General features: G+C 39.3%; 20 protein-coding genes. 19 read left to right on the top strand and 1 reads right to left on the bottom strand.

Annotation, left to right across the window (positions count from 1 at the left end; genetic code table 11):
• The first annotated feature begins 88 nt into the window (after positions 1–88).
• The 6 genes from H8700_RS00400 (at position 89) to rpmB (ending at position 7025) form a co-directional block, all read left to right on the top strand.
• Positions 89–3364: a glycosyltransferase family 39 protein gene (locus tag H8700_RS00400; protein ID WP_249302140.1), complete on the top strand. Its 3276-nt coding sequence runs from the start codon at positions 89–91 to the stop codon at positions 3362–3364.
• Between the two features lie 59 nt (positions 3365–3423).
• Positions 3424–4875, top strand: coding sequence for a hypothetical protein (locus H8700_RS00395; RefSeq protein ID WP_249302138.1), 1452 nt, complete (start codon positions 3424–3426; stop codon positions 4873–4875).
• 40 nt (positions 4876–4915) lie between these two features.
• Complete coding sequence (locus tag H8700_RS00390; protein WP_249302136.1) at positions 4916–5251, top strand: hypothetical protein; 336 nt, start codon at positions 4916–4918, stop codon at positions 5249–5251.
• Positions 5252–5350: 99 nt separating this feature from the next.
• Complete coding sequence (locus H8700_RS00385) at positions 5351–6319, top strand: hypothetical protein (RefSeq protein WP_249302134.1); 969 nt, start codon at positions 5351–5353, stop codon at positions 6317–6319.
• Positions 6320–6703: a GerW family sporulation protein gene (locus tag H8700_RS00380; protein WP_249302133.1), complete on the top strand. Its 384-nt coding sequence runs from the start codon at positions 6320–6322 to the stop codon at positions 6701–6703.
• Positions 6704–6839: 136 nt separating this feature from the next.
• A complete protein-coding gene (gene rpmB, locus H8700_RS00375) occupies positions 6840–7025 on the top strand; it encodes a 50S ribosomal protein L28 (RefSeq protein ID WP_178413192.1) in 186 nt (61 codons plus the stop codon).
• Between the two features lie 140 nt (positions 7026–7165).
• On the opposite strand, the gene H8700_RS00370 is transcribed toward rpmB, so the two are convergent.
• The gene (locus H8700_RS00370; protein ID WP_022142299.1) at positions 7166–7303 is read right to left on the bottom strand and encodes a hypothetical protein; all 138 of its coding nucleotides are present in this window, start codon (positions 7301–7303) and stop codon (positions 7166–7168) included.
• Between the two features lie 163 nt (positions 7304–7466).
• On the opposite strand from H8700_RS00370, the gene H8700_RS00365 reads away from it, so the two are divergent.
• The 13 genes from H8700_RS00365 to H8700_RS00305 all read left to right on the top strand — a co-directional run bounded on the left by H8700_RS00365 (position 7467) and on the right by H8700_RS00305 (position 23316).
• Positions 7467–7829 (top strand): Asp23/Gls24 family envelope stress response protein, encoded by a 363-nt coding sequence (locus H8700_RS00365; RefSeq protein WP_249302131.1) that lies wholly within the window; start codon positions 7467–7469, stop codon positions 7827–7829.
• A 33-nt stretch (positions 7830–7862) separates the two neighbouring features.
• Positions 7863–9512 (top strand): DAK2 domain-containing protein, encoded by a 1650-nt coding sequence (locus H8700_RS00360; RefSeq protein ID WP_022142297.1) that lies wholly within the window; start codon positions 7863–7865, stop codon positions 9510–9512.
• Positions 9513–9627: 115 nt separating this feature from the next.
• A complete protein-coding gene (recG, locus tag H8700_RS00355; protein ID WP_249302129.1) occupies positions 9628–11667 on the top strand; it encodes an ATP-dependent DNA helicase RecG in 2040 nt (679 codons plus the stop codon).
• A gap of 113 nt (positions 11668–11780) precedes the next feature.
• Positions 11781–12770 (top strand): choloylglycine hydrolase, encoded by a 990-nt coding sequence (gene bsh / locus H8700_RS00350; RefSeq protein WP_249302128.1) that lies wholly within the window; start codon positions 11781–11783, stop codon positions 12768–12770.
• 221 nt (positions 12771–12991) lie between these two features.
• Entirely contained in the window at positions 12992–14809 is a 1818-nt protein-coding gene (locus tag H8700_RS00345; protein ID WP_249302126.1) for an AAA family ATPase, read from the top strand.
• 61 nt (positions 14810–14870) lie between these two features.
• Entirely contained in the window at positions 14871–15440 is a 570-nt protein-coding gene (gene rsmD / locus H8700_RS00340; protein ID WP_022142294.1) for a 16S rRNA (guanine(966)-N(2))-methyltransferase RsmD, read from the top strand.
• A 22-nt stretch (positions 15441–15462) separates the two neighbouring features.
• Complete coding sequence (gene coaD, locus H8700_RS00335; RefSeq protein WP_022142293.1) at positions 15463–15942, top strand: pantetheine-phosphate adenylyltransferase; 480 nt, start codon at positions 15463–15465, stop codon at positions 15940–15942.
• A gap of 17 nt (positions 15943–15959) precedes the next feature.
• Positions 15960–16583: a F0F1 ATP synthase subunit B family protein gene (locus tag H8700_RS00330; protein ID WP_022142292.1), complete on the top strand. Its 624-nt coding sequence runs from the start codon at positions 15960–15962 to the stop codon at positions 16581–16583.
• Between the two features lie 27 nt (positions 16584–16610).
• A complete protein-coding gene (locus H8700_RS00325; RefSeq protein WP_249302124.1) occupies positions 16611–17141 on the top strand; it encodes a cell division protein ZapA in 531 nt (176 codons plus the stop codon).
• Between the two features lie 56 nt (positions 17142–17197).
• Entirely contained in the window at positions 17198–19840 is a 2643-nt protein-coding gene (locus H8700_RS00320) for a peptidase U32 family protein (protein ID WP_249302122.1), read from the top strand.
• An 18-nt stretch (positions 19841–19858) separates the two neighbouring features.
• The gene (locus tag H8700_RS00315) at positions 19859–21286 is read left to right on the top strand and encodes an FtsW/RodA/SpoVE family cell cycle protein (RefSeq protein ID WP_249302120.1); all 1428 of its coding nucleotides are present in this window, start codon (positions 19859–19861) and stop codon (positions 21284–21286) included.
• Positions 21255–22790 (top strand): peptidoglycan D,D-transpeptidase FtsI family protein, encoded by a 1536-nt coding sequence (locus tag H8700_RS00310; RefSeq protein ID WP_249302118.1) that lies wholly within the window; start codon positions 21255–21257, stop codon positions 22788–22790. Before H8700_RS00315 ends, H8700_RS00310 begins: the two co-directional genes overlap by 32 nt.
• A 64-nt stretch (positions 22791–22854) precedes the next feature.
• Positions 22855–23316: an NUDIX hydrolase gene (locus tag H8700_RS00305; RefSeq protein WP_022142288.1), complete on the top strand. Its 462-nt coding sequence runs from the start codon at positions 22855–22857 to the stop codon at positions 23314–23316.
• Positions 23317–23470: the final 154 nt, after the last annotated feature.

Here is a 23470-nt window from a genome sequence, read left to right as displayed (position 1 = left end):
GGATCAGTAAGATCAATGTGAATGGAAAACAGCATGATCTTATAGATAGATGAAAAAGTAATGATCAGTAAATTTATGGAGGAGTGTTATGGTAATCATGTTAGGTATTGCGCTGGTATCTGTCATCGCAATGTATCTGTTATATCCATATTGTAACAGATATGTGCGTGTAGAAAATACCGGAGCATCAAAAAAGGGAAAGAAGTATCATTATAAAAAGAATCCTTCTTCGTCCTTATCGGGAACAGGAATGTCGAAGCAGCAGGAAAAAAAGATAGGTTTTTCTATTTTTATTGCTATATTTGTAGTTGCTTTGCTTGCACGCCTGATCGGAGCGATCGCATACAAAGGATACGAAGTAGATGTCAACTGTTTTCTGGCATGGGCAGATATGATTTTTGAAAACGGCATTGGTAAGTTTTATTCTTTAGATGCTTTTACGGATTATCCACCCGGATATATGTATATCCTCTTTGTGATCGGTGGAATCCGTTCGGTATTTCATATTGTGCAGACATCTACGTTAAGCATTGTTTTAACGAAGTTACCGGCAATTCTTTCTGATATGGCGATCGGTTATCTTGTCTATAAGATCGCATCAAAGAGAATGAAAGAGACCGGAGCTGCTCTTTTAGCAGGAATTTTTTTATTTACACCTGTGATCTTTGTAGACAGTGCCATCTGGGCACAGGTAGACAGTGTCTTTACATTATTTATTGTATTGATGTGTTATCTGGTAACGGAAAAGAAACTGATCCCGGCATATTTTGTCTTTGCGATCGGTATTTTGATCAAGCCGCAGAGTTTGATCTTTACACCGGTGCTGATCTATGGAATCATTGATCAGGTTATTTTAGAAGGTCATAAGAATCTTTCAAAAAATGATTTCCGGAAAAATTTCTTTATCCAGCTTGGAGCCGGTATTGTTGCGATCCTTATGATCGGTCTTTTGATGATGCCGTTTGGTTTTCAGGATGCATTAAAGCAATATACAGAGACGATGGGATCTTATCCATATGCTTCTGTCAATGCATATAATATCTGGACGATGTTTGGAAAGAACTGGGCAGATCAGACAGCAACCTCACTTGGAATTTCTTATAAGATGTGGGGAACGCTCTTCATTATTGCAACAGTGATCTTTACAACGATATTGAACTTTAAGTCAAAAGAGAACAAGTCTAAATATTACTTTGAGGGGGCATTGATCGTAACGGCGGTCTTTACGTTATCTGTCCGTATGCATGAGAGATATGTGTATCCGGCTGTAGCACTTTTGCTGTTAGTTTATGCAGTAAGACCCAGAAAGAAATTGTATATCGCCTATGTGATCGGTGCAGCACTTACATATCTGAATGTAACGCATGTATTGTTCTTCTTTGATAATACAAATTTTGATAACATGGCACCATTCCCTATTATTGTCGGTGCATGTTTTGTTGCATTCTTATGTTATATGGTCTATCTGTCTTATAAGTATTATATCCAATATGAACCGGCAGCAGATGAAAAGATGCAGCAGACAGAAACACAGACAGCACGATCCAAAGCCGGTATGCCTTATAGTAATAGGCAGGACGATTCGCAGTCTAAGAGCAGGATCCAAAGAACGGAAACTTTAGGAAAGATTGTCAAAACTGACCTGATCGTTATGGCGGTAATCACTGTGATCTATGCGGTTGTTGCTTTTATGAACCTTGGAAATATGCATGCCCCGACAACCGGTTATTCGGTTGTTCAGGACGGTGAGATCGTTCTTGACTTCGGAAAAAGCGTTGATATCAGGAAGACGTGGGATTTCCTTGGTTACCAGAACAATCCGAAATACATTGTTTCGATATCAACCGATGGAACGAACTGGCAGGAAATCTATTCTGACAGCAACGCATGGGATGCCGGTTCTGTTTTTTGCTGGAACAGTACAGACAGGCAGATCGTAACGCGTTATTTAAAGCTCACGCCAAATTCAGAAACTTCTAATGACAGTTTACTGGAATTGGTATTTCAGGATGCCGATGGCAATCTTTTGATGCCGGTAAATGAAAAAGACTATCATGCTTTGTTTGATGAGCAGGATATGTTTGAAGGAAGACAGAGCTGGAGTAATGGTACGTATTTTGATGAAGTCTATCATGCACGTACCGCATATGAAATGGTCCATCATCTGTATTGTTATGAAAATACGCATCCGCCACTTGGCAAGATCTTTATTGCACTCGGTGTCAGCATTTTTGGCATGAATCCGTTCGGATGGCGCTTTATGGGAACCTTATTTGGTGTGTTAATGGTTCCGATCATTTATATCTTTGCAAAGAAAATGTTTAAGGAAACATGGATCAGTGGAATTACAACATTGATGTTTGCTTTTGATTTTATGCATTTTGCGCAGACAAGAATTGCTACGATCGATGTTTTTGTTACATTGTTTATCATGCTTTCGTACTTCTTTATGTTCTGTTATACCAGAAAGAGTTTTTACGATACCAGTCTGAAAAAGACATTTATTCCTCTTGGTTTATGTGGTATCGCAATGGGATTTAGCTGGGCATGCAAATGGACCGGAATATATTCTTCAATCGGTCTTTGCCTGATTTTCTTTATCGTTATGGGCAAGAGATTCAGCGAATATCTGTATGCGTCAAAGAATCCGAATGGTACGACAGAAGGTATTTTGCACAAAGATATCATTGATACCTTTTATAAGAAGTTTTGGAAAACGATCGCATTTTGCTGTGGATTCTTTGTTGCCATTCCTGCAGCAATCTATACTTTATCATACATTCCGTTCTCTGATGGAACAGGTCATGGCCTGATCCGCAGAATGTTAGATAATCAGACGAGTATGTTTAATTATCACAGCACATTGAATGCGACACATCCATATTCTTCTAAATGGTATGAGTGGCCGATCATGAAACGTCCGATCTGGTATTTCTCAGGAGAGATCAATTCTCATCTGCGTGAAGGAATCAGTGCATTTGGTAATCCATTGATCTGGTGGATGGGTATTCCGGCATTTTTATTCATCTTATATCTGATCTATAAAAAGAGAGACCGTAATGCGATCTATCTGACATTTGGATATCTTTCTCAGTATCTGCCATGGATTTTCATCGGAAGAGTAGTATTTATTTACCATTACTTCCCAAGTGTACCGTTTGTTACGTTAATGATTGGTTACAGCATGAAAAAGATTGTAGATGAGAAACCAAAATGGAAGAAAGCCATGTATGTGTATGCGGCGTTGGTGGTAGTGTTATTTATCATGTTCTATCCGGTTATTTCCGGAAAAGCGGTCGATCCGTCATATGTTCAGAAATACCTGAAATGGTTTGACAGCTGGGTATTGATCCAGACATGGTAAAAAATAGTATACAGATATACAGAATAAAGAGCCTATAAGATAGGAAAGGAATCAAACAAATGAGCAGTAAGATCAGAAAATGTGTACGGGAACTCGAAAGAGGCGAAGAGATTGATGTTCTTTTGCCGGAATATGCAAAACAGTATATGATTGCGCAGGACAGCCTTAGCAGGATCAGAATGATGATGGAATATTATATGTTCTATGAAATGATCTCAGAGGGACTCAATCCTTATGTGGAATCTGCCAAAGAGACAGCGGATGCATTGCATGGAATCGTTGAACAATATTTTGAAAAAGAACCGGCAATGTCAGAGGTAGAAAAAATGGCACAGGATTTATTAGACCTGCGTCGTGAAGTCATTGACAGAATGGATGTGCTGACAGCATATGTCGATCGTTTTGTTGTCTATGAATATGTACTGAATCGTATCCAGTATCGTTTTGATGATATGGAAACAATGCCTTCGGACGGTGTCTTTGCACAGGATCTGTTGCAATTTATTTTTGGAAGCAGGGATAATGCCGTGATCAGTGATAATATCCGTTTTGCGGTCGGTCAGCTTCCGATGCGGATGACAAGAAGCAGATATTTTGATCTGATCAAAGAAAGCCTTTCTTTGTATAAAGATGCGGATAAGAGTTCTTTAGACGGATTTCTTTATATGTTCCGTACAAATGCAATGTTATACCGGAACGAACATATGAACGAATGTTTCACGGAATTTGTTCCGGTCTTAGAAGAGTTTGAGCAGTTAGATTATGATAATATGGATGAAGCAACCTATCGTATCTATGCAGAGAAGCTTCGTGTTAATGCGTCTAAGTTAAACGATATATCGGATCTGTATATGGAGTTAGGTTCTTTGATCAATGAAATGTATATGATCTGTGCAGCACACAAATATACCAAAAATGAAACAGCAATAGAAGAAACAGATCTCGTGATCCGAGGTATCAATGCACTGTTTTGTAATAGTGATGACAGCAGCGTATGGGACATGGTAGAAGAGGGAAATATTCTTCAGACATCCGAAGATAAATTAAGCTGGCTTGGTGAAAAACTTCCTGCCGTAGAAGGAAAGCAGGAAAACTATTACGAAAGTACCAACACAGCAGGAGCTGTTTTAGAAGAGCTGATCGAAAGCAGGAAAGAAGATATTGAACGTCTTGGATTAACAGATGACTTCAGGACGTTGAAAAAAATGTTTTTATTGAATTCGAACAGTACCTTTGCGGATTTAAACGAAGCATTAGATGAAGAAAAGGTAACAGAAGAAAGGATTGAAAACGAAACAGCAGCTTTGATCTTAGAATGTAAAGAAGCGTTTAAAGGAAAGAGCCGCATGCTGCGTCGTGCGATCATGGCGAATACGTTGGAAAAAATGCCCGTATTCTTCCAAAGTTCACAGGAAGTTGCCGACTATGTGACAAATTCTTTGGAACAATGTAGTGATGAAGCAGAAAAATATGCCGTAAAGCAGATCTTATCAGATGTTATTGATGAATGATAACAGCAGGTTTTGCAATCAGAATATAAGGGGGGAGAGGATGTTTATATGGAATCCGGCTCTTTATATGGACGAAAAAGTAAAAGAAGAGCCTAAAAAGTTTCGTCGTCGTCTGGAAAGACGAAAACTTGTAAAGAAATGCTATTGCATCACTCTTCCGATCAATGAGCAGAATTGCCTTGATATTTATTCTTCAAGAGAATTCTGGTTTCAATATTATAGAAAACGTAAGATACATATCGTCGGACTGGCAGCCGATCAGGAGGGTGTAGAAGAAATTTTGCAAAAGATGGCTACCGATATCATTGCAAAATATGGTACGTTTAATGCAGCCTGTGTGAAGGATTTTTTTAATTTGGGTAACAATGAATCATAAATAACGTATTTTCGGAATCTTCAGAATGAAAAAATCCAGCCGAATGGATTCGTTTTAAAAAGATACCGAGAGTACATAATAAGGGAGAGGAGGAGCAAAATGGGAACAATTCTATCCGTCTTAGGATCTGTGATCGTCAAAATTCTGCTCTTTCTTCTTTTTTTATTTCTCTTTGTGCTTGTGTTAGCAGGCTGTATCCTGTGGGTTCCGGTACGTTATTGTTTCTATGGAAATTATGGAGAAGAAAAGGTTTTACAAGGAAAAGCAAGCTGGCTGTTACATTTGGTGCATGCGCAGATACGATATGAAGAAGAATGGAATATTTCATTACGGATACTGGGGATTGATATTATTGCACTATTAAAAAAGAGAACAGATAAAAAAGCAGCCCAAAAGGCGAAGAAAAGAAAACGTCAGGAAAAAAAAGCGAAAAAAATAAAGCAGCCCAAAGAATCTTTACAGGAAAAAGAGCGTTCAGGGGAAATACAAAGACAGACAGAATCAAAAGAGGATCTTACTATTGCTCAGATTTCTGATCGGACAGATCAGAAGATTTCCAAAGAATCAGAAACGTCTGAGCAAAAAGAGTCAGAAGAAACCGGCAAAAAAAAGAAAAGAAAGATTTCGTTGATAGAAAGAATAAAAAAGTGGATTCAAACGATAAAAAATGTAATCACACTGATACGAAAACGCATCCGGCAGGCTGAATGGTTAAAAGTATTGTGGCAAGATGACAATACGCAGGCGTTTGTTTGCATCCTAAAGGATAATGTGTTACATTTATGGAGAAAATGTAAGCCAAAGAAATTTGAAGCAAAGGTATGCTTTGGAACGGGACAGCCTGATACAACAGGTGAGATATTAGCCGTACTTGCTATATTTTATGTATGTTATGGATCGTCCGTTACGATCATACCCGATTTTGAACAGACAAGGTTAGAAGGATGGATCAGAATGAAAGGACATATTTCTGTTTTTACGGTACTTGTCATTTTGATCAATATCTTTATGAGTAAAGAATGGAAACAATTTAGAAAAGATACCAGCCGATGGAAGGAGGCATTTTAAATGGGTGAAAATAATTTTAAAGGAACGGTAGAATCTCTGTTTAAAGGAATGGAGGGGTTTATTACCAGTAAGACCGTTGTGGGGGATGCAGTAAAGTTTGATGATGGAACGATCATCCTTCCTTTGGTAGATGTTAGTTTTGGACTGGGAGCAGGTGCATTTTCAGAAACAAACAAGAAAGATAATGGTGCAGGCGGCATGGGTGGAAGAATCCAGCCAAGTGCGATCCTTGTGATTAAGGATGGACAGACAAAGCTTGTCAATGTAAAGAATCAGGATGGTTTGACGAAAGTATTGGATCTGGTTCCGGATTTGGTGAATAAGTTTTCTGACGGCAAAGACAAAAAAGAAGTCACGAAAGAGGAAGACCCAAAAGAATCATAAAAATAATTCGCAAAAAAATAAATTTCTTCTTGCATTTCTTGTTGATTTTTGGTAGAATGTTCATGTTGTGCTAATGAAACTGATTCAAATTCTTAGATAAAATCAGGTTGGAAATATAATGAAGGAGGTGCTTACGATGGCAAAATGTGCAGTATGTGGAAAGAGTGTTCACTTTGGTAACAATGTGAGTCATTCACATAGAAGAAGTAACAAAATGTGGAAACCAAACATTAAGAAAGTTAAGGTTTTAGTGAATGGTGGAGCTAAGAAAATGCCAGTATGTACAGGATGTTTACGTTCTGGAGCAGTAGAGCGTGCGTAAGCGCTTATCTGGTAATGATAAAAGGGGAATCGGATTTATCCGGTTCCTTTTTTGCTGTATAGAAAAAATACTCATATCGTAGTCATAGTGGCGTGCAAAGTCTGTCTTTGAATTTTTTGATGTATCAGATCATGGCAGAATCAACAGCAAAAAAGATTATAACCTAAGATCAGACAGGTTATAATAATGATCATTGCAAGCAGATTGTTGGTCATAAAAAACATGATTGTCATGCCAATGGCAATCCAAAAAATAATAAAGCCAAGCATTCGTTTCATAAGATCCTCATTTCTGTTTCGGACAACGGTTTGTGACAAAGGAATGTAAATAGTGGATTTGAGAAGGAAAAGGTTGCTTTGCATCTTATGATAAGTTATACTATAGTATATGTGTTTTTGTAAAAATATTGATACAAATTTAGAATAAAAAGGAGGAAGGCATATGAAGGGCAAAATGAATACCGATATGGGAGAAATTGTCATTGATCGTGATGTTCTGGCAAAATATGCCGGTACAGCCACTACAGATTGCATCGGCATCGTAGGAATGGCTGCGGTAAATATGAAGGATGGCGTAACAAAGCTTTTGAAAAAAGAAAGTGCCGGACGTGGTGTGAATGTAGTGGTCAGTGAGGATGGTGTCAGCATTGAGCTTCATGTCATTGTAGCATATGGTGTCAGCATTCGTGCAGTCGCACAGAATGTATTAGAAAGCGTCAGATATAAAATAGAAGAATTCACGGGACTCAAAGTCGAGAAGATTAACGTGATCGTAGATGGTGTCCGTATTGTGGATGAAGATTAGTAACAAGTTTCCTAATTGCGAGGAGGAGCAGAAGTGAGTATTAATAAAATTGATGCAGGGATGGTTCAAAAAATGTTTCTGGCAGGTGCAAAAGCCCTCGAAGCGAAGAAAGAATACATCAATGAATTAAATGTGTTTCCTGTACCGGATGGAGATACGGGAACAAATATGACAATGACGATCATGTCAGCAGCAAAAGAAGTCAGTATGTTGAAAAATCCGACGATGGATGAACTTGGAAAAGCAATCTCTAGCGGTTCTTTACGTGGTGCAAGAGGAAACTCCGGTGTTATCCTTTCTCAGATCTTTCGAGGTTTTGTCAAATCGATCAAAGGCAATGATGAATTAGACATTACCATTATGGGAAATGCAGTAAATCATGCGGCTGAGACAGCTTACAAAGCGGTTATGAAACCAAAAGAAGGAACAATCTTAACAGTTGCAAGTGCCGGTGCTGCAAAAGCACAGGAGATTCTTGTGGATGGTGAGATGACGGATCTTCTGACATTTTGCGATGAAGTATCACAGAGTATGGAAGAAGCTCTTTTGAATACACCGGAGTTATTGCCGGTATTAAAGCAGGCAGGTGTTGTTGATTCCGGCGGAGAGGGATTGATGACTTTCTTACGTGGTGCGATCGATGCATTGAATGGTCGGACTGCTGATTTTACGATCAAAGTCGGAAACAATTCCACGGTTGTAAAAGCAAGTACAGCAGGCGAAGCTGATATCAAATTCGGATATTGCACAGAATTTATCATTATGTTAGAGCGTAATGAAAATGTTGTAGAAGCACAATTAAAAGAATATTTACAAAAGATCGGTGACTGTGTCGTCGTCGTTGCAGATGATGATATTGTCAAAGTACATGTGCATACAAACGATCCCGGTTTAGCTATTCAGAAGGCTTTGACATATGGTTCTCTTACCAGCATGAAGATTGACAACATGCGTGAAGAACATCAGGAAAAAGTGATCCGTGATGCCGAGAAGCAGGCAAAGCAGGAAGAAGAAATGCCTCATAAAGAAGTTGGTTTTATTGCTGTTTCAGCAGGAGAAGGTTTAAGTGAGATCTTTAAGGATCTTGGTGTAGACCATATCATTGAAGGTGGACAGACGATGAATCCAAGTACCGAAGATATGCTTGATGCGATTGCAAAAGTCAATGCAGATACGGTCTTTATTCTTCCGAACAATGGGAATATCATTCTTGCTGCTAATCAGGCACGTGATCTGACAGAAGACAAAGAGATCATTGTAATCGAGTCTAAGAATATCCCGCAGGGAATTGCAGCTATGATCAATTATATGGGTGGTCAGTCTAATGAAGAGAACAAAGCCAACATGGAATCAGAAATGTTACAGATCCGTTCCGGTCAGGTGACTTATGCAGTCCGTGATACCGTTATGGATGGTAAAGAGATCAAGCAGGGCAACTTCATGGGACTTACCGATAAGACGATCGTGTCAGTCAGTGAGACTGTAGAAGGTGCTGCAAGAGAATTGATCGAATCGATGATGGATGAAGATTCCGAGTTGATCAGCCTATACTTTGGTGCTGATACGACACAGGAAGATGCAGACAAATTAGCAGATGAGATCATCGCAGCACATGAAGATGTGGAAGTAGAAGTACAATATGGCGGACAGCCAATCTATTCGTATTTCATCTCTGTAGAATAGAGCAGGGGATGACAGGTTTTAGAAAATGTCTGTTACAAAAGGAATATCTTTTAGCTCTTGTCTATACAGAAACAGACAGAAACAGAACTCCTTACAGGAGGGATGGAGGAAATAAATGAAGCCAACAGATAGTATTCGTACCATCAAAGGAATTGGCGAAAAAAGTGAGAAGCTCTTTTACAAGTTGGGAATATCGACGGTGGGAGAGCTTCTTAACTTTTTCCCGAGAGAATATGATATTTTTACACCCATACAGCCAATCCAATCAGTAAAGGAAGGCGAAGTCGTTATCATTGAGGGCAGCTTTGTGACAAAGCCTCATATGGCAAATGTCCGAAACTTAAAGATCCTTTCCTGCCAGATCAAAGATACTACGGCTCAGATCCGTGTAAGCTGGTTTAATATGCCATTTTTGATGCGTTCCTTAAAAATGGGAATGCATTATATTTTAAGAGGCAGGATCGTATTGAAAAACGGCATGTTGCAAATGACACAGCCAAAGATCCTGACAAGAGAAGAGTATAGCAGACAGCTCGGAAAAATGATGCCGGTCTATCCTTTGACAGCCGGTCTGACGAATCATGCCGTGACAAAAGCCGTCACAGCAGCTTTAAAAGGAGTTGAATGGGAATCGGAGTTTTTACCGGCAGAGATTCGAAAAAAATACGAATTGATCCTGCATAAAAAAGCAATACAGACGATTCATTTTCCGGACAGTAAAAAGGAATATATCATAGCAAGAAAACGTCTGGTATTTGAAGAGTTCTTCTTGTTTTCTTTAGCCCTTCATCGAATGAAAGAATTAAAGCATAGCAAACCGTCTTCGTATCCGGTCGATGGAGATGTATATGATAATGCATTATTAGAGATACTTCCTTATGAACTGACAAGCGGCCAGAAAAAAGCATGGGAAGAGATCAAGAAGGATATGCAAAGCGGAAAAGTCATGAATCGTCTGATCCAGGGTGATGTAGGATCCGGTAAGACTGTGATTGCAATGCTTGCACTTGCTGCAATTGCCAAAAGCGGTCATCAGGGGGCGATCATGGTTCCGACAGAGGTTCTGGCAAAGCAGCATTATGAAGAATTCTGTGCATATTTAGAACCGCTTGGCATTCGGATCGGGCTTTTGACCGGTTCGATGACAGCAGTGCAAAAGAGGAAAATGTATCAGAAGACAGCCGATCAAGAAGTAGATATTCTGGTAGGAACGCATGCTTTGATACAGGAGAAGGTAGAATATGCCAATCTGGCTTTGATCGTAACCGATGAACAGCACCGTTTTGGAGTAAGGCAAAGGGAGCTTTTCTCTGAGAAAGGAAAAGATCCTCATATGCTGGTCATGAGTGCAACACCGATACCAAGAACACTTGCGATCATATTATACGGTGATCTTGATGTTTCCGTGATCGACGTGTTACCGGCAAACCGCCTGCCAATCAAAAATTGTGCCGTTGGTACAAATTACCGCCCGCAGGCATACCGATTTATGGAAAAAGAAGTCAGAGAAGGTCATCAGGTCTACATCATCTGCCCGATGGTTGAAGAAAGTGAGAATACAGAAGCAGAAAATGTCTTAGATTATACCAATTCCTTAAAAGATATGATGCCGCCATCGATACGGATCGAATATTTGCATGGAAAGTTAAAGCCGGCACAAAAGAATGAGATTATGGCATCTTTCGCAGCGCATCAGATTGATATTTTGGTTTCAACGACCGTTATTGAAGTAGGAATCAATGTACCGAATGCCACAGTCATGATGATAGAGAATGCGGAACGTTTCGGACTTGCACAGCTTCATCAGCTCAGAGGTCGTGTAGGAAGAGGCAGTGCGCAGTCATATTGTATCTTTATGGCAGGAAATGCATCGAAAGAAACCATGGAGCGTTTGCGGATCATTGAAGGATCCAATGATGGTTTTTATGTCGCAAGAGAAGATTTAAAACTGCGCGGACCGGGCGATCTGTTTGGAATCCGTCAAAGTGGCGAGCTTTTTTTTAAGCTGGCTGACATTTATCAGGATGCAAACGAACTAAGGCAGGCAAATGAAGCGGCAGCATCGTATACACAGCAGGATGTATCGCTTTTATGCAAAAAATATGATGGTTTGCGGCAAAAATTACAGGAATATACAGGAGAAGTATATTTATAATAGTATGAATTTGCAGTACAGGAAAGTTTGTTTTCTACAGAATTTCCTATACTGCTACGCAGAAAATTTGTTCGCTGGGTACGAAATATATCAAGAAAGAAAAGAGGTAGAATATGTGTACAGCATTAGCATATAAAACAAAGGATTTTTATTTTGGACGTACATTAGATTATGAAAGCTCTTATGGAGAAGAGATCGTGATCACGCCACGTCAGTATCCGTTTGCTTTTCGCAATGGTGCGAAGTGTAACGAGCATTATGCCTTGATCGGGATGGCACATGTGGCAGGCGGCTATCCGTTGTATTATGAGGCGGTCAATGAAAAAGGGCTTGGTATGGCCGGGTTAAACTTTGTCGGAAACGCCTGTTATGGAAAAGAAAAAGAAGGAAAAGATAATATTGCATCGTTTGAATTGATCCCATGGATATTAGGACAGTGCAGTACCGTAAAAGAAGTGCGTGAACTGTTAGAAAAGATCAATGTGACCAATCTTGCATTTCATGAATCGTTTCCGGTATCTCCATTGCATTGGCTGATTGCGGATGAGAAAGAAACGATCACGGTAGAAGCTGTCGAAGAAGGTCTGTTTGTATATGACAATCCGGTCGGAGTATTGACAAATAACCCGCCATTTCCACAGCAGATGTTTCAGTTAAACAATTATATGCACCTGTCACCCAAGCAGCCTAAGAACCTGTTTAGTGAACGGTTAAAACTTCAGACTTACAGTCGCGGTATGGGTGCATTGGGGCTGCCGGGTGATCTTTCGTCTGCTTCCCGTTTTGTTCGGGCTGCTTTTACAAAGTTGAATGCGATCGCAACACAAAAGGAAGAGGACAGCGTAGGGCAGTTCTTTCATATTATGGGCACGGTAGAGCAGTCAAAAGGATGCTGTGAAGTCAAGGAAGGAGCATATGAATATACGATCTATACTTCCTGCTGTAATGCATCAAAAGGAATTTATTATTATACAACTTACTTTAACCACCAGATCAACGCAGTTGATATGCATGAAGAAGATCTGGATGGAAAGAAAGTAGTGGTTTACCCTGTTTTGCAGGAAGAAACAATCCACTATCAGAATAAGACACAGAAAGATTGAGACAAACGGAAAACAGCAAATAATCGGACAGTATATTTTTGAGAGAGTAAAAAAGGGGATTTTTGTGGTTATAGCATAAAAACACAGAGATATCACATAAAAAAGATTAAAAAATAATACAAAATGTGATATGATAGCTATGAGTGTGCAGACAGATCGTGAAAAATGTACTCTCGGAATCTTCTTACCGAGAGTACATAAAAAAGAAGGGAGGTGTCTGGATGACAGCCGGAATTTATACGGATGAACAGCTTTTTGAACTTGGAAAAGAAAATTATGATAAACTGGCATTATATTGTCAGACATTAGAGACATCCGGATTTTGGGATAAAGCAAGGCAGGTCATGCAGCAGTCAAGTACAGAGGTGCTTGATATGTATGTGCAGTCAGTACTGATGAATCTTGCAATTCATTGTGGAAATGTATTAGACAGCCAGCTGACTTTTATTCAGACAGTTCCGATCAGCAACCCTTTTGCAATCTCATCGCAGATCACGATTGATGAAGAGTTAAAGAACGATACAGAAAAAATGTATCATATGCCTCCGATCCTGATTCAGTTATGTAGTCTGTATGACAAAGAAAAAGGAGCAGACATTACCGAATATTTCTTAGATGGATTGTTAAATATCCTTTTATGTATGGCATATCTGAATACAGGTAAAGATGCTAAGATCAATGAATTTATCCAGAAATATTACAATAAGATCAGTTATTATGTGAATGATAAAACGCAGGATGAACATTTTCGCTATATTTTTGGAAAGATCAGCGGAGATGAGATCGGCTGCTGTATTAAGCAAAACATTGAAGAACGCAAAAAGAAAAGATCGGCTATGGCAGGACCGCTTGCAGTTGCTAAGATAGAACGTCCGATAGAAATGCTGCCGGAAGATGCGTTACATACAGAAGAAAAGAAAAAGATACAAGAGAGTGAGAAACATTCTAAAAAAGAAAACAGACAGCAGACTGTAAAAGACTTACAAGAACAAGAGAATACGCAGTCGGATCAGACAGATCACACAAATGATGAAAAGCTGCTTTCAGAAGACAGCAACAGCGATCAGACGTTGGATATTTCGCAGCTTTCGAAAGAAGAACGAGAAAAAAGAGAGCAGGAACTTAGCGAAAAAGAAGAATTAGAAATCTCTGCCCAGGCAAAAGAGCAGTTTTTACAGGTAAAGAAGCGAATCCAGGAGCGCGAGCAAAGAGAAAAAGAAGCACATGAAAAGAGGATTCAGGAGCTTTTGGATGAATTAAATAGTTTGGTGGGGCTTGCTAATGTCAAAGAAGAGATCCAGTCTTTGATCAATTTGATCAAGATTCGAAAATTACGAAGCCAGATGAATATTCCTGAAATGGACATGTCCTATCATATGGTCTTTACAGGCAGTCCGGGAACCGGCAAGACAACAGTAGCCAGACTGGTCGCAAAGATCTATAAAGAACTTGGTATCCTTTCGGATGGAAAAGTGATCGAGACAGATCGTTCCGGTCTTGTTGCAGGTTATGTCGGTCAGACAGCAATGAAAGTACATGATATTGTGGAACAGGCATTAGGAGGTATTTTATTTATTGATGAAGCCTATTCATTAGTTAATCCTGATGTACCAAATGATTTTGGGAGCGAAGCGATCGATGCTTTAGTAAAATTAATGGAAGATCACCGTGATAACTTAATTGTTATCGTTGCAGGTTATACAGAGGAAATGAAGACATTTCTAAAAAGTAACACGGGTCTGATATCACGTTTTAACAAATTCATTGAGTTTAGGGATTATACGAAGAAAGAACTTGTAGAAATTTTAGAAGTTATGACAAAAGATGCCGGACTTAAGATAGAAGAATCTGCCAAGAAACGTGTATTGAACATTCTTTATCATAAAAAAGGACAGGAATGGGCAGAGTTTGGAAATGCCCGAGGAATCCGTAACTTCTTTGAGAAGATTGTGATGAATCAGGCAAACCGTTTAGTAAAAATGGAAAATCCGCAAAAGGAGGATCTGATCACATTGAAAAAAGAAGATGTCGTTGTTTGACCGTACTATAGGAATGTGTTACAATGAACTTTGTATTTGAAGAAATGATGGTGAGGTGCATATGAGAGTAATTGCAGGTATTGCAAGAAGAAGAAATCTGGTATGCCCATCCGGAGATGGCACCAGACCAACAACGGACAGAATTAAGGAAACATTATTTAATATATTACAATCCGATTTGTATGATATTCGCTTTTTGGATCTGTTTAGCGGTAGCGGCGGTATCGGGATTGAAGCTCTGAGCAGAGGTGCAAAAGAGGCTGTTTTTGTGGAAAATGGAAAAGAAGCCGTAAGCTGTATCAAGCAGAATTTAAAAGCAACCGGCTTTTTGGATCAGTCACAGGTTATGGCGATGGATGTTATGCAGGCATTACGTCGGTTAGAAACGTTGAACCGTCCGTTTGATATTATTTTTATGGATCCGCCTTACCGTAAGGGATTCGAAGAAAAGATCATACCGTATCTGTTAGAATCCTCTCTGGTACGGGAAGGAACGCAGATTATTGTAGAGACAGCAAAAGATACAGATATCTCATATATGGAAAATTTTGATTGTGATATGGAACGGGTTAAAGAATATAAGACAAACCGTCATGTTTTTTTGCGTGTGACAAAAGAAAGCGATGCATAAAGACAAGCAGATGAGGAGAAGAATGAAAACAGCAGTTTTTCCGGGAAGTTTCGATCCCGTGACGAATGGACATTTAGACTTGATAAAAAGAAGTGCGGCAATGTTTGATAAGCTGATAGTAGGTGTTTTAGTTAATATCGGGAAGGTGCCTTTGTTTTCTTTAGAAGAAAGAGTAGAGATGCTAAAGGAGCTGACAAAAGAAATTCCGAACATAGAGATAACATCTTTTGAAGGTCTTTTGGTTGATTTTGTAGAAGAAAAGAATGCAGATGTGATTGTGCGTGGACTTAGAAGTGCGCAGGATTTTTCTTACGAACTGCCACTTGCACAGGCAAATTACAAAATGAATACAAATGCAGATACGATTTTTCTGGCAACACTTCCGGAGTATTCTTATATCAGTTCGAGTGGAGTAAAGGAGATCTATCGTTTTGGTGGCGATATCAAAAGGATGGTACCTGATTTCGTATTTGACAAATTACAAACAAAAAAGAGTAAATAGCAAATGGGGAGGTACATATGCAGGAAAGCAGAATTGAACAGAAGATAGAAGACATTTACGGTTTTGTAGAGAGCTGTAAGATGCAAAGTTTTTCTTCCACAAAAGTAATCGTTCCAAAGAATGATCTGTATGATCTTTTAGATGATCTTCGACGCGATGCACCGGAAGAGATCAAGCGTTATCGCAAGATGCTAAGCCAGAGGGATGCTATTTTAGAGGATGCCGAAAAGAAGGCAGCAGATATTTTAGCAGATGCACAGGAACAGTATAGTGCACTTGTTGAAGAACATAACATTATGCAGGAAGCATACCAGCAGGCAGAAATTACTGTTGCCAATGCAAATGAAGAAGCAGAACGTATCATTGCCAATGCCAGAAAGCAAGCAGATGAGATGGGAAGTGGTGCGATTTATTATACAACAGATATGATGGATATGGCAGAAAAAGTCATTGCAAAAGCATATGAAAGCACCTTGAATAATTCCAAAGCCTTAGAAACTGCTTTGAGTGGATATCTTGAGATCATCCGTAAGAACAAAGCAGAGCTTCTTCAGGCAAATGAACCACAGCCGGAAACAGAATCGCAACAGCCACAGGAAGAGCCTTACGAAGAAGATTATGAGGACGAAGGAGAAGAATAGTCTGCACAAAAGGGGATGGATCAGGTTATGAATACAAAAAATGATGTTGAAGTGATCATTAATGGAAGAACATATATTATCAGCGGCTATGAGAGCAGCGAATACATGCAGAAAATTGCGACGCATATCAATTCAAAATATGATGAATTTAAGAAAAGTGATTCTTTTCCAAAGTTAGATCAGGAAATGAAAAATATCTTGTTAGCGATCAATCTGTCCGATGATTATTATAAAGCACAGGATGTTGTTGTTAATTTACAAAAAGATAACGAAGATCTTGAAAAAGAGATTTTTCATATGAAACATGATATGATTGATCTGAAAAGCCGTTTAGAGAAGCAGGAAAAGAAAAATAAAAGCCTGAAAGAAGAAAAAAGAGAGCTCGAACGTAAGTTGATTCAGTTAGAGACAAAAGCACAAAGCAGTTCCAAAGAGAACGCAGAGGATTCCCAAGACGACAGTCAGACGGATCCGAAAGAAACAGAGGAAAAGACTTCCACAGGAAATGCATTAAATAGCAGCATTTCCAAAAGCAATACAGTAGGGTATAAAAAGTAAGAAAAAAGAAAGGCTGTGTGTGATACACGGCCTTTTTTAACAGGTGAGGATATATTATGACAAAAAGAGCAAAACCGGAAATTCTTGCACCGGCAGGATCAATGGAGGGATTAAAGGCAGCGATCGCAGCAGGCTGCAATGCTGTTTATATTGGTGGAAACCGATTTGGAGCCAGAGCATTTGCCAACAACCTGGATCAGGATGAAATGTTAGAAGCGATCGCATATTGTCATTTGCATGATGTCAAACTTTATATGACAGTCAATACGGTGTTAAAAGATCGTGAGATCAAAGAAGCACTTTTTTCATATCTGCGTCCTTATTATGAAGCGGGACTGGATGCCGTGATCGTACAGGATATGGGCGTGTTACGTTTTATCAGCCGCCATTTTCCGAAACTTGCGATCCATGCCAGCACACAGATGACATTGACCATGGGAAAAGGAAAAGAATTTCTTGAAAAATATCATGTCAACCGTATTGTTCCGGCAAGAGAATTGACTTTACGGGAGCTTTGTACGATGCGTAGGGAAACTTCTATGGAATTGGAAGTTTTTGTGCATGGTGCGCTATGCTATTGTTATTCCGGTCAATGTCTTTTTAGCAGCATGCTTGGCGGACGAAGCGGAAACCGTGGAAGATGTGCCCAGCCATGCCGTCTGCCATATCATATGGCAGAGCAGAATCGGTCAGAAGATGCTTATCTGTTAAGTCCGAAAGAACTTTGTAACCTTCCGTATCTTGCAGAAATGATCGAAGCCGGAATTGATTCTTTTAAGATTGAAGGAAGAATGAAAAGAACAGAGTACACTGCATTTGTTACTTCCATGTATCGCAAATACGTAGATCTTTATTTTGCACTCGGAAAAGAAAAGTATCGGGATTATATTAAGAAAAATCAAAAAGAATGGGAAGAAGATTTACAAAATCTTTCCGATCTTTATAACCGGGAAGGCTTTACGCAGGGATATCTGACCGGACAGGCAGGTGACAGTGCGCAGAGACATCCGGGACAAAAAGGAACGATGTTAGCTTCGAAACGTCCGAAACATGGTGGCGTGCTAGTCGGAACCGTTCAAAAAGTTAATCCAAAAGAAGTAATCTATAAAGTGCAAAAAACGATCCATGCACAGGACGTTGTAGAGTTTCGGAATCATTCGCTGACACCGTCTTATGAATATACATTAGGAGAAGATGTACCGGCAGGTACACTAGTGACAGCACGTTATAAAAAGGGTTCTGAGATTCGTATAGGAGATCAGGTATACCGTACGAAAAATGCGGTATTGTTAGAAAAAATCGTACAGGATTATTTAAGGACAAACGAACAGGTCAGTGTGCAGGGACACTGTGTTGCCCAAAAAGGACAGCCTCTGTCCTTAACCGTCACTTTGAAAGGGCAGACAATCTGTTGTCAGGGAGAAATCTGTCAGAAAGCGAAAAAAAGAGCAATCGATGAATCGGATATTCGTAAGATATTGCAAAAGACAGGAAACAGTCCGTTTTATTTTGAAAAGCTTTCTATAGAAGCAGAAGAAAATGTTTTTTTACCGGTAGGTGCGATTAAGCAGCTAAGAAGAGATGCTTTTGAACAGGTGCGCAAACAGTTCTTAGCACAATTTTGGCGAGAGGATACTGTAACGCCTGAAGACATGGATAACATGGGAAAAGACATTGTAATGTCCGAAGACATGGATAATATGGGAAAAGACACTGTAATGTTTGAAGACATGGATAACATGGGAAAAGACATTGTAATGTCCGAAAACATGGATAACATGGGAAAAGACACTGTAATATCCGAAGATATAAATAATAGGGAAAAGGATGATCAAAAAGGACATGCTGTATCAAAGGAAAGCCTTAAACCTCAAATTGCCACGTCTGTAACAACTTTTGAACAGGCGGCAGCGGTATGTGCCAATCCGAAAGTTGACCGGATCTATTTCGAAACGGCAGTCATGACTGAAAAAGAGCTGTCACAGGCATATCATCTTGCAAAAGAAAAGCAAAAAGAAGTCTGGCTTGCAATGCCTGTGATCTTCCGTCATGCAATATGGGATCGTTTTGAACATAAAATTCAAATAATCAGAGAGAATGCTTACGGGCAAAAAGATATTCCTTTGATCGAAGATATATGGGATGGTTATCTGATCCGCAACACGGAATCGTTTGCATTTCTAACAAAATATATTCCAAAAGAAAAGCTTCGGATACGGCTTGATCACAATATGTATGTGATGAATGAAGAAGCACAGCGTTTTTGGAAAGAGCAGAATGTGACATTGTTTAGCACATCACTTGAAGCAACCAAAAGAGAATTAGAAGCCTTTCAGAATTATGAACCAATGGAAATACCGGTATATGGTAAGATTCCTTTGATGGTTTCGGCACAATGCATACAGGCAAACCAAAAGGTGTGTGTTTGTCAGGATCCAAAAGAATGGCACAAGCAGATCGTTTTTGAAGATCAGAAAAAACGTCGTTTTGTTTGTGTAAACTACTGTAGATATTGTTATAATATTATTTATCAGGACATTCCGTTGTATTTAGAAGAGATTGCCGATCAAAGCACAACGATAGCCGGAAGTATCCGTTATTCTTTTACAACAGAAAGTGCATCACTAGTAGAACGGATCTTACAGGGAAATATGCCATGCAAGACACAGCGTGGGCATTTTGATCTTGGAATAGAGTAAAACAGAAAGGAAGGAAGCATGGATAAAAATGGAGCTGCCCAGAAGCTGATCGCAATTTTTGGGCATATGGATTTTATAGGACTGTTGCATTCTATCCTTGTAGAAACATCGAAATATATCATTATCATATTGTTTGCTATCTATACATGGCATTGCTTTTCTGTGTTTGTGGGGAACAATACAGAGAAAAAAGACAAAGTCTATCGTCGACAGAATAAGATCATGTATACAATTCATTTTATCTGTACAGCAGTACTTTTTCTCAACAGCCTTGATGTTACTATCCTTGGATTATACTTAGCACAGCTTGCTCTTTTGATCTTTGTTAATAAAGCCTATATTTATGTTTATGAAAACGCATCAAAAATGGTTTTAAATAATATGTTAATGCTTTTGATGATTGGCTTTGTGATGATCGGGAGACTGAACAGGGATCATTTGATACGGCAGATGATTTTTGCGGCAGCAATCTGTCTGATCGGATTGTTTATTCCGCTTCTGATTGAACGTTTTTCTTATTTTGACCGCTTTGGACTTGTCTATGCGGTAATCGGAATTTTGATGTTAGCCTTGGTTTTTGTGATTGGTAAAACAATCTATGGAGCAAAGAACTGGATCGTGATCGGTGGCTTTGCGATGCAGCCGTCCGAGTTTGTCAAGATCATCTATGTATTCTTTGTCGCGGCATTGCTATCAAAGTCAACGCAATGGAAAGATGTCGTAAAAGTGGCTGTTTTAGCAGGCGTGCATGTTTTGATCCTTGTTGCAGAAAAGGATCTTGGAGCTGCATTGATCTATTATATTACATTTTTAAGTATCTTATATGTAGCAAGCCGTAATATCGGTTATCTGGGACTTGGTCTGTTTGGCGGTTCGGCTGCGGCAGTTGTCGCATATCATTTGTTTACACATGTACAGACCAGAGTGACAGCATGGCGTGATCCATGGGGAACGATCAATGATGCAGGATATCAGGTTGCACAGTCCCTTTTTGCAATCGGTACCGGCGGCTGGTTTGGTATGGGACTTGGAGAGGGAATGCCAAATAAAATACCGGTAGCCGAGACAGATTTTATTTTTTCTGCGATCAGCGAAGAATTAGGTGCATTTTTTGCTATTTGCCTGATTTTAGTAGAGATCAGCTGTTTTATTATGTTTGTTAATATAGCATTAAAAATAAAAAGAAGATTTTATAAATTAACATCTCTGGGGCTGGCAATGGAATATGTTTTTCAGGTCTTTTTAACGATCGGAGGCGTTACAAAGTTTATTCCGTCTACCGGTGTTACACTTCCTTTAGTCAGTTATGGAGGAAGTTCCGTGATTAGTACCATTATTTTATTTTGTATCATTCAGGGAATGTATGTTTTAAATTGCAAGGAGGAGGAGTCGCTTGAGACACAGCAGGAGACAGATGCATCAAAGAGAAGAGTCAGAAAGAGATAAAAACTTGCAGATGCAAAAAAGGAAAGCAAGAAAGGAACAGCCTGAACGAAGAAAGCAAAATAGCAGACAGGCAGGTCGGGGTGAGGAAAAAGAAAATAAAAAAGGAAATGCACAGATTTTGGCCCTGACATATTGTATGGTTGCTGTCTTTCTTGGAATGGCAGGATATCTTGGTTATTTTATGGCAGTAAAAAGCGATAAAGTGATCAACAATCCATATAATAAACGACAGGAAGTGCTTGCAAAAAAAGTGCAACGTGGCGAGATACGTTCCAAAGACGGAAAAGTGCTTGCGAAGACAAAGACAGACAGTACGGGAAAGGATACAAGGATCTACCCGTATGATGAGATCTTTGCACCGGTTGTCGGCAGAATTTCAAACAGTATGACAGGCATTGAAAAGCAGCAATGTTATCCTTTGCTGACATCGCATGTCAATCCACTGCGGCAGCTTACAAACACATTAAAAGGTGAGAAAAATCCCGGAGACAGTGTGTTCACGACATTAGATGCCAAATTACAGACAATCGCATATCAGGCACTGGGGAATCATAAAGGTGCTGTTGTAGCGATCGAGCCGTCTACCGGAAAAGTGCTTGCAATGGTCTCAAAACCTTCATATGATCCAAACACCGTTGCAAAAAACTGGAGCAGTCTGATCAAAGATTCGAATGATGATTCGAAGTTAGTCAATCGTGCAACACAGGGATTATATCCGCCGGGATCAACATTTAAAGTTCTGACGGCAATGGAATATATGATAGAAAATCCGCAGACATACAGGGATTTTAATTACCGTTGTAAAGGAACGGATACCGTAGCCGGTCATGTGATCCATTGTTATGATAATGAACGTCATGGAATCCTTTCGTTAAAAAACGCATTAGCAGAATCTTGTAATGGTGCATTTGCAACATTAGGAACCGAGCTGGATCTGGATCGCTTTCATAAGTTAGCCGAAAAGTTCGGTTATAATAAAGCATTAGATGCGGATTTTGAATATAATCAAAGTAAATTTGTATTAAATAAACACTCTGATAACGGAGAGTTGACGCAGACAGCGATTGGTCAGGGAAAGACGTTAGTAACACCGCTTCAAAATGCATTGATTGCTGCCACGATCGCCAATGACGGAAAAATGATGCTGCCATATGTTGTCGATCATGTAGAAAGTGACAGCGGTCAGGTTGTTAAAAGCTATGATCCGAAAGAAAAAGGACAAGTCGTTGATGAATGGGTTGCCCAAAAGATGAATGATATGATGAAATCAGTGGTCACAAGTGGTACCGGTTATTCATTAAAGTCATTTTCTTATGAGGTTGCAGGAAAGACCGGATCAGCAGAAGCAGATTCAGAAGGCACGACACATTCCTGGTTTATTGGCTATGCTCCGGCTGACAATCCTAAGATTGCAATCAGTGTTGTTGTGGAAGGTGCGGGAACAGGCAGTCGGTATGCAGTACCTGTAACGAAGAAAATGCTGCAATGTTATCTGGGAGATTAAATTTGCAAACAATGTCAAAAAAGGGTATACTATTTAGAAAGACACCTACCGAGGAGGAATAACAATGGTTAAGGCGACAAGCTGTGGTGGTGTAGTGATTTTTAGAGGAAAGATATTATTGTTATATAAAAACTATAAAAATCGTTATGAAGGATGGGTGTTACCCAAAGGTACTGTAGAGGAAGGCGAGGAATATCACGAAACGGCTTTGCGTGAAGTTAAAGAAGAGACAAGCTCTGTAGCACATATTGTAAAATATGTTGGGAAAAGCCAATATACCTTTAATACACCAAAAGAAACGGTTGTAAAGGATGTTCATTGGTATTTGATGAATACAGACAGTTATTTTAGCAAACCGCAAAAAGAAGAATATTTTCGCGATTCCGGTTTTTATAAGTTCCATGAGGCATATCATTTGTTAAAGTTTTCTAACGAAAAGCAGATTTTAGAACAGGCATATGCAGAATATGTGGAGTTGAAAAAAAATAGGTTATGGAATACGGGATGGAAAAATGATTCTTATTAAAAGGTTTGTCATTTGAATAGAGAGACACAGACAAACAAAGTGATTGTTTAATACTCAGTAACTGCTGATTTTTCTTGACAAAAGATAGGCATAGAGATATAATATCCTAAGAATTGTAAATGTACTTTTTTCTGCTTGGATATAATAATATGTC

This window comes from Jutongia hominis, from assembly GCF_014384965.1.
Taxonomy (GTDB): domain Bacteria; phylum Bacillota; class Clostridia; order Lachnospirales; family Lachnospiraceae; genus Butyribacter; species Butyribacter hominis.
Note: the sequence above shows the minus strand (reverse complement) of the source record. Positions and strands in the feature narration are given on the sequence as shown.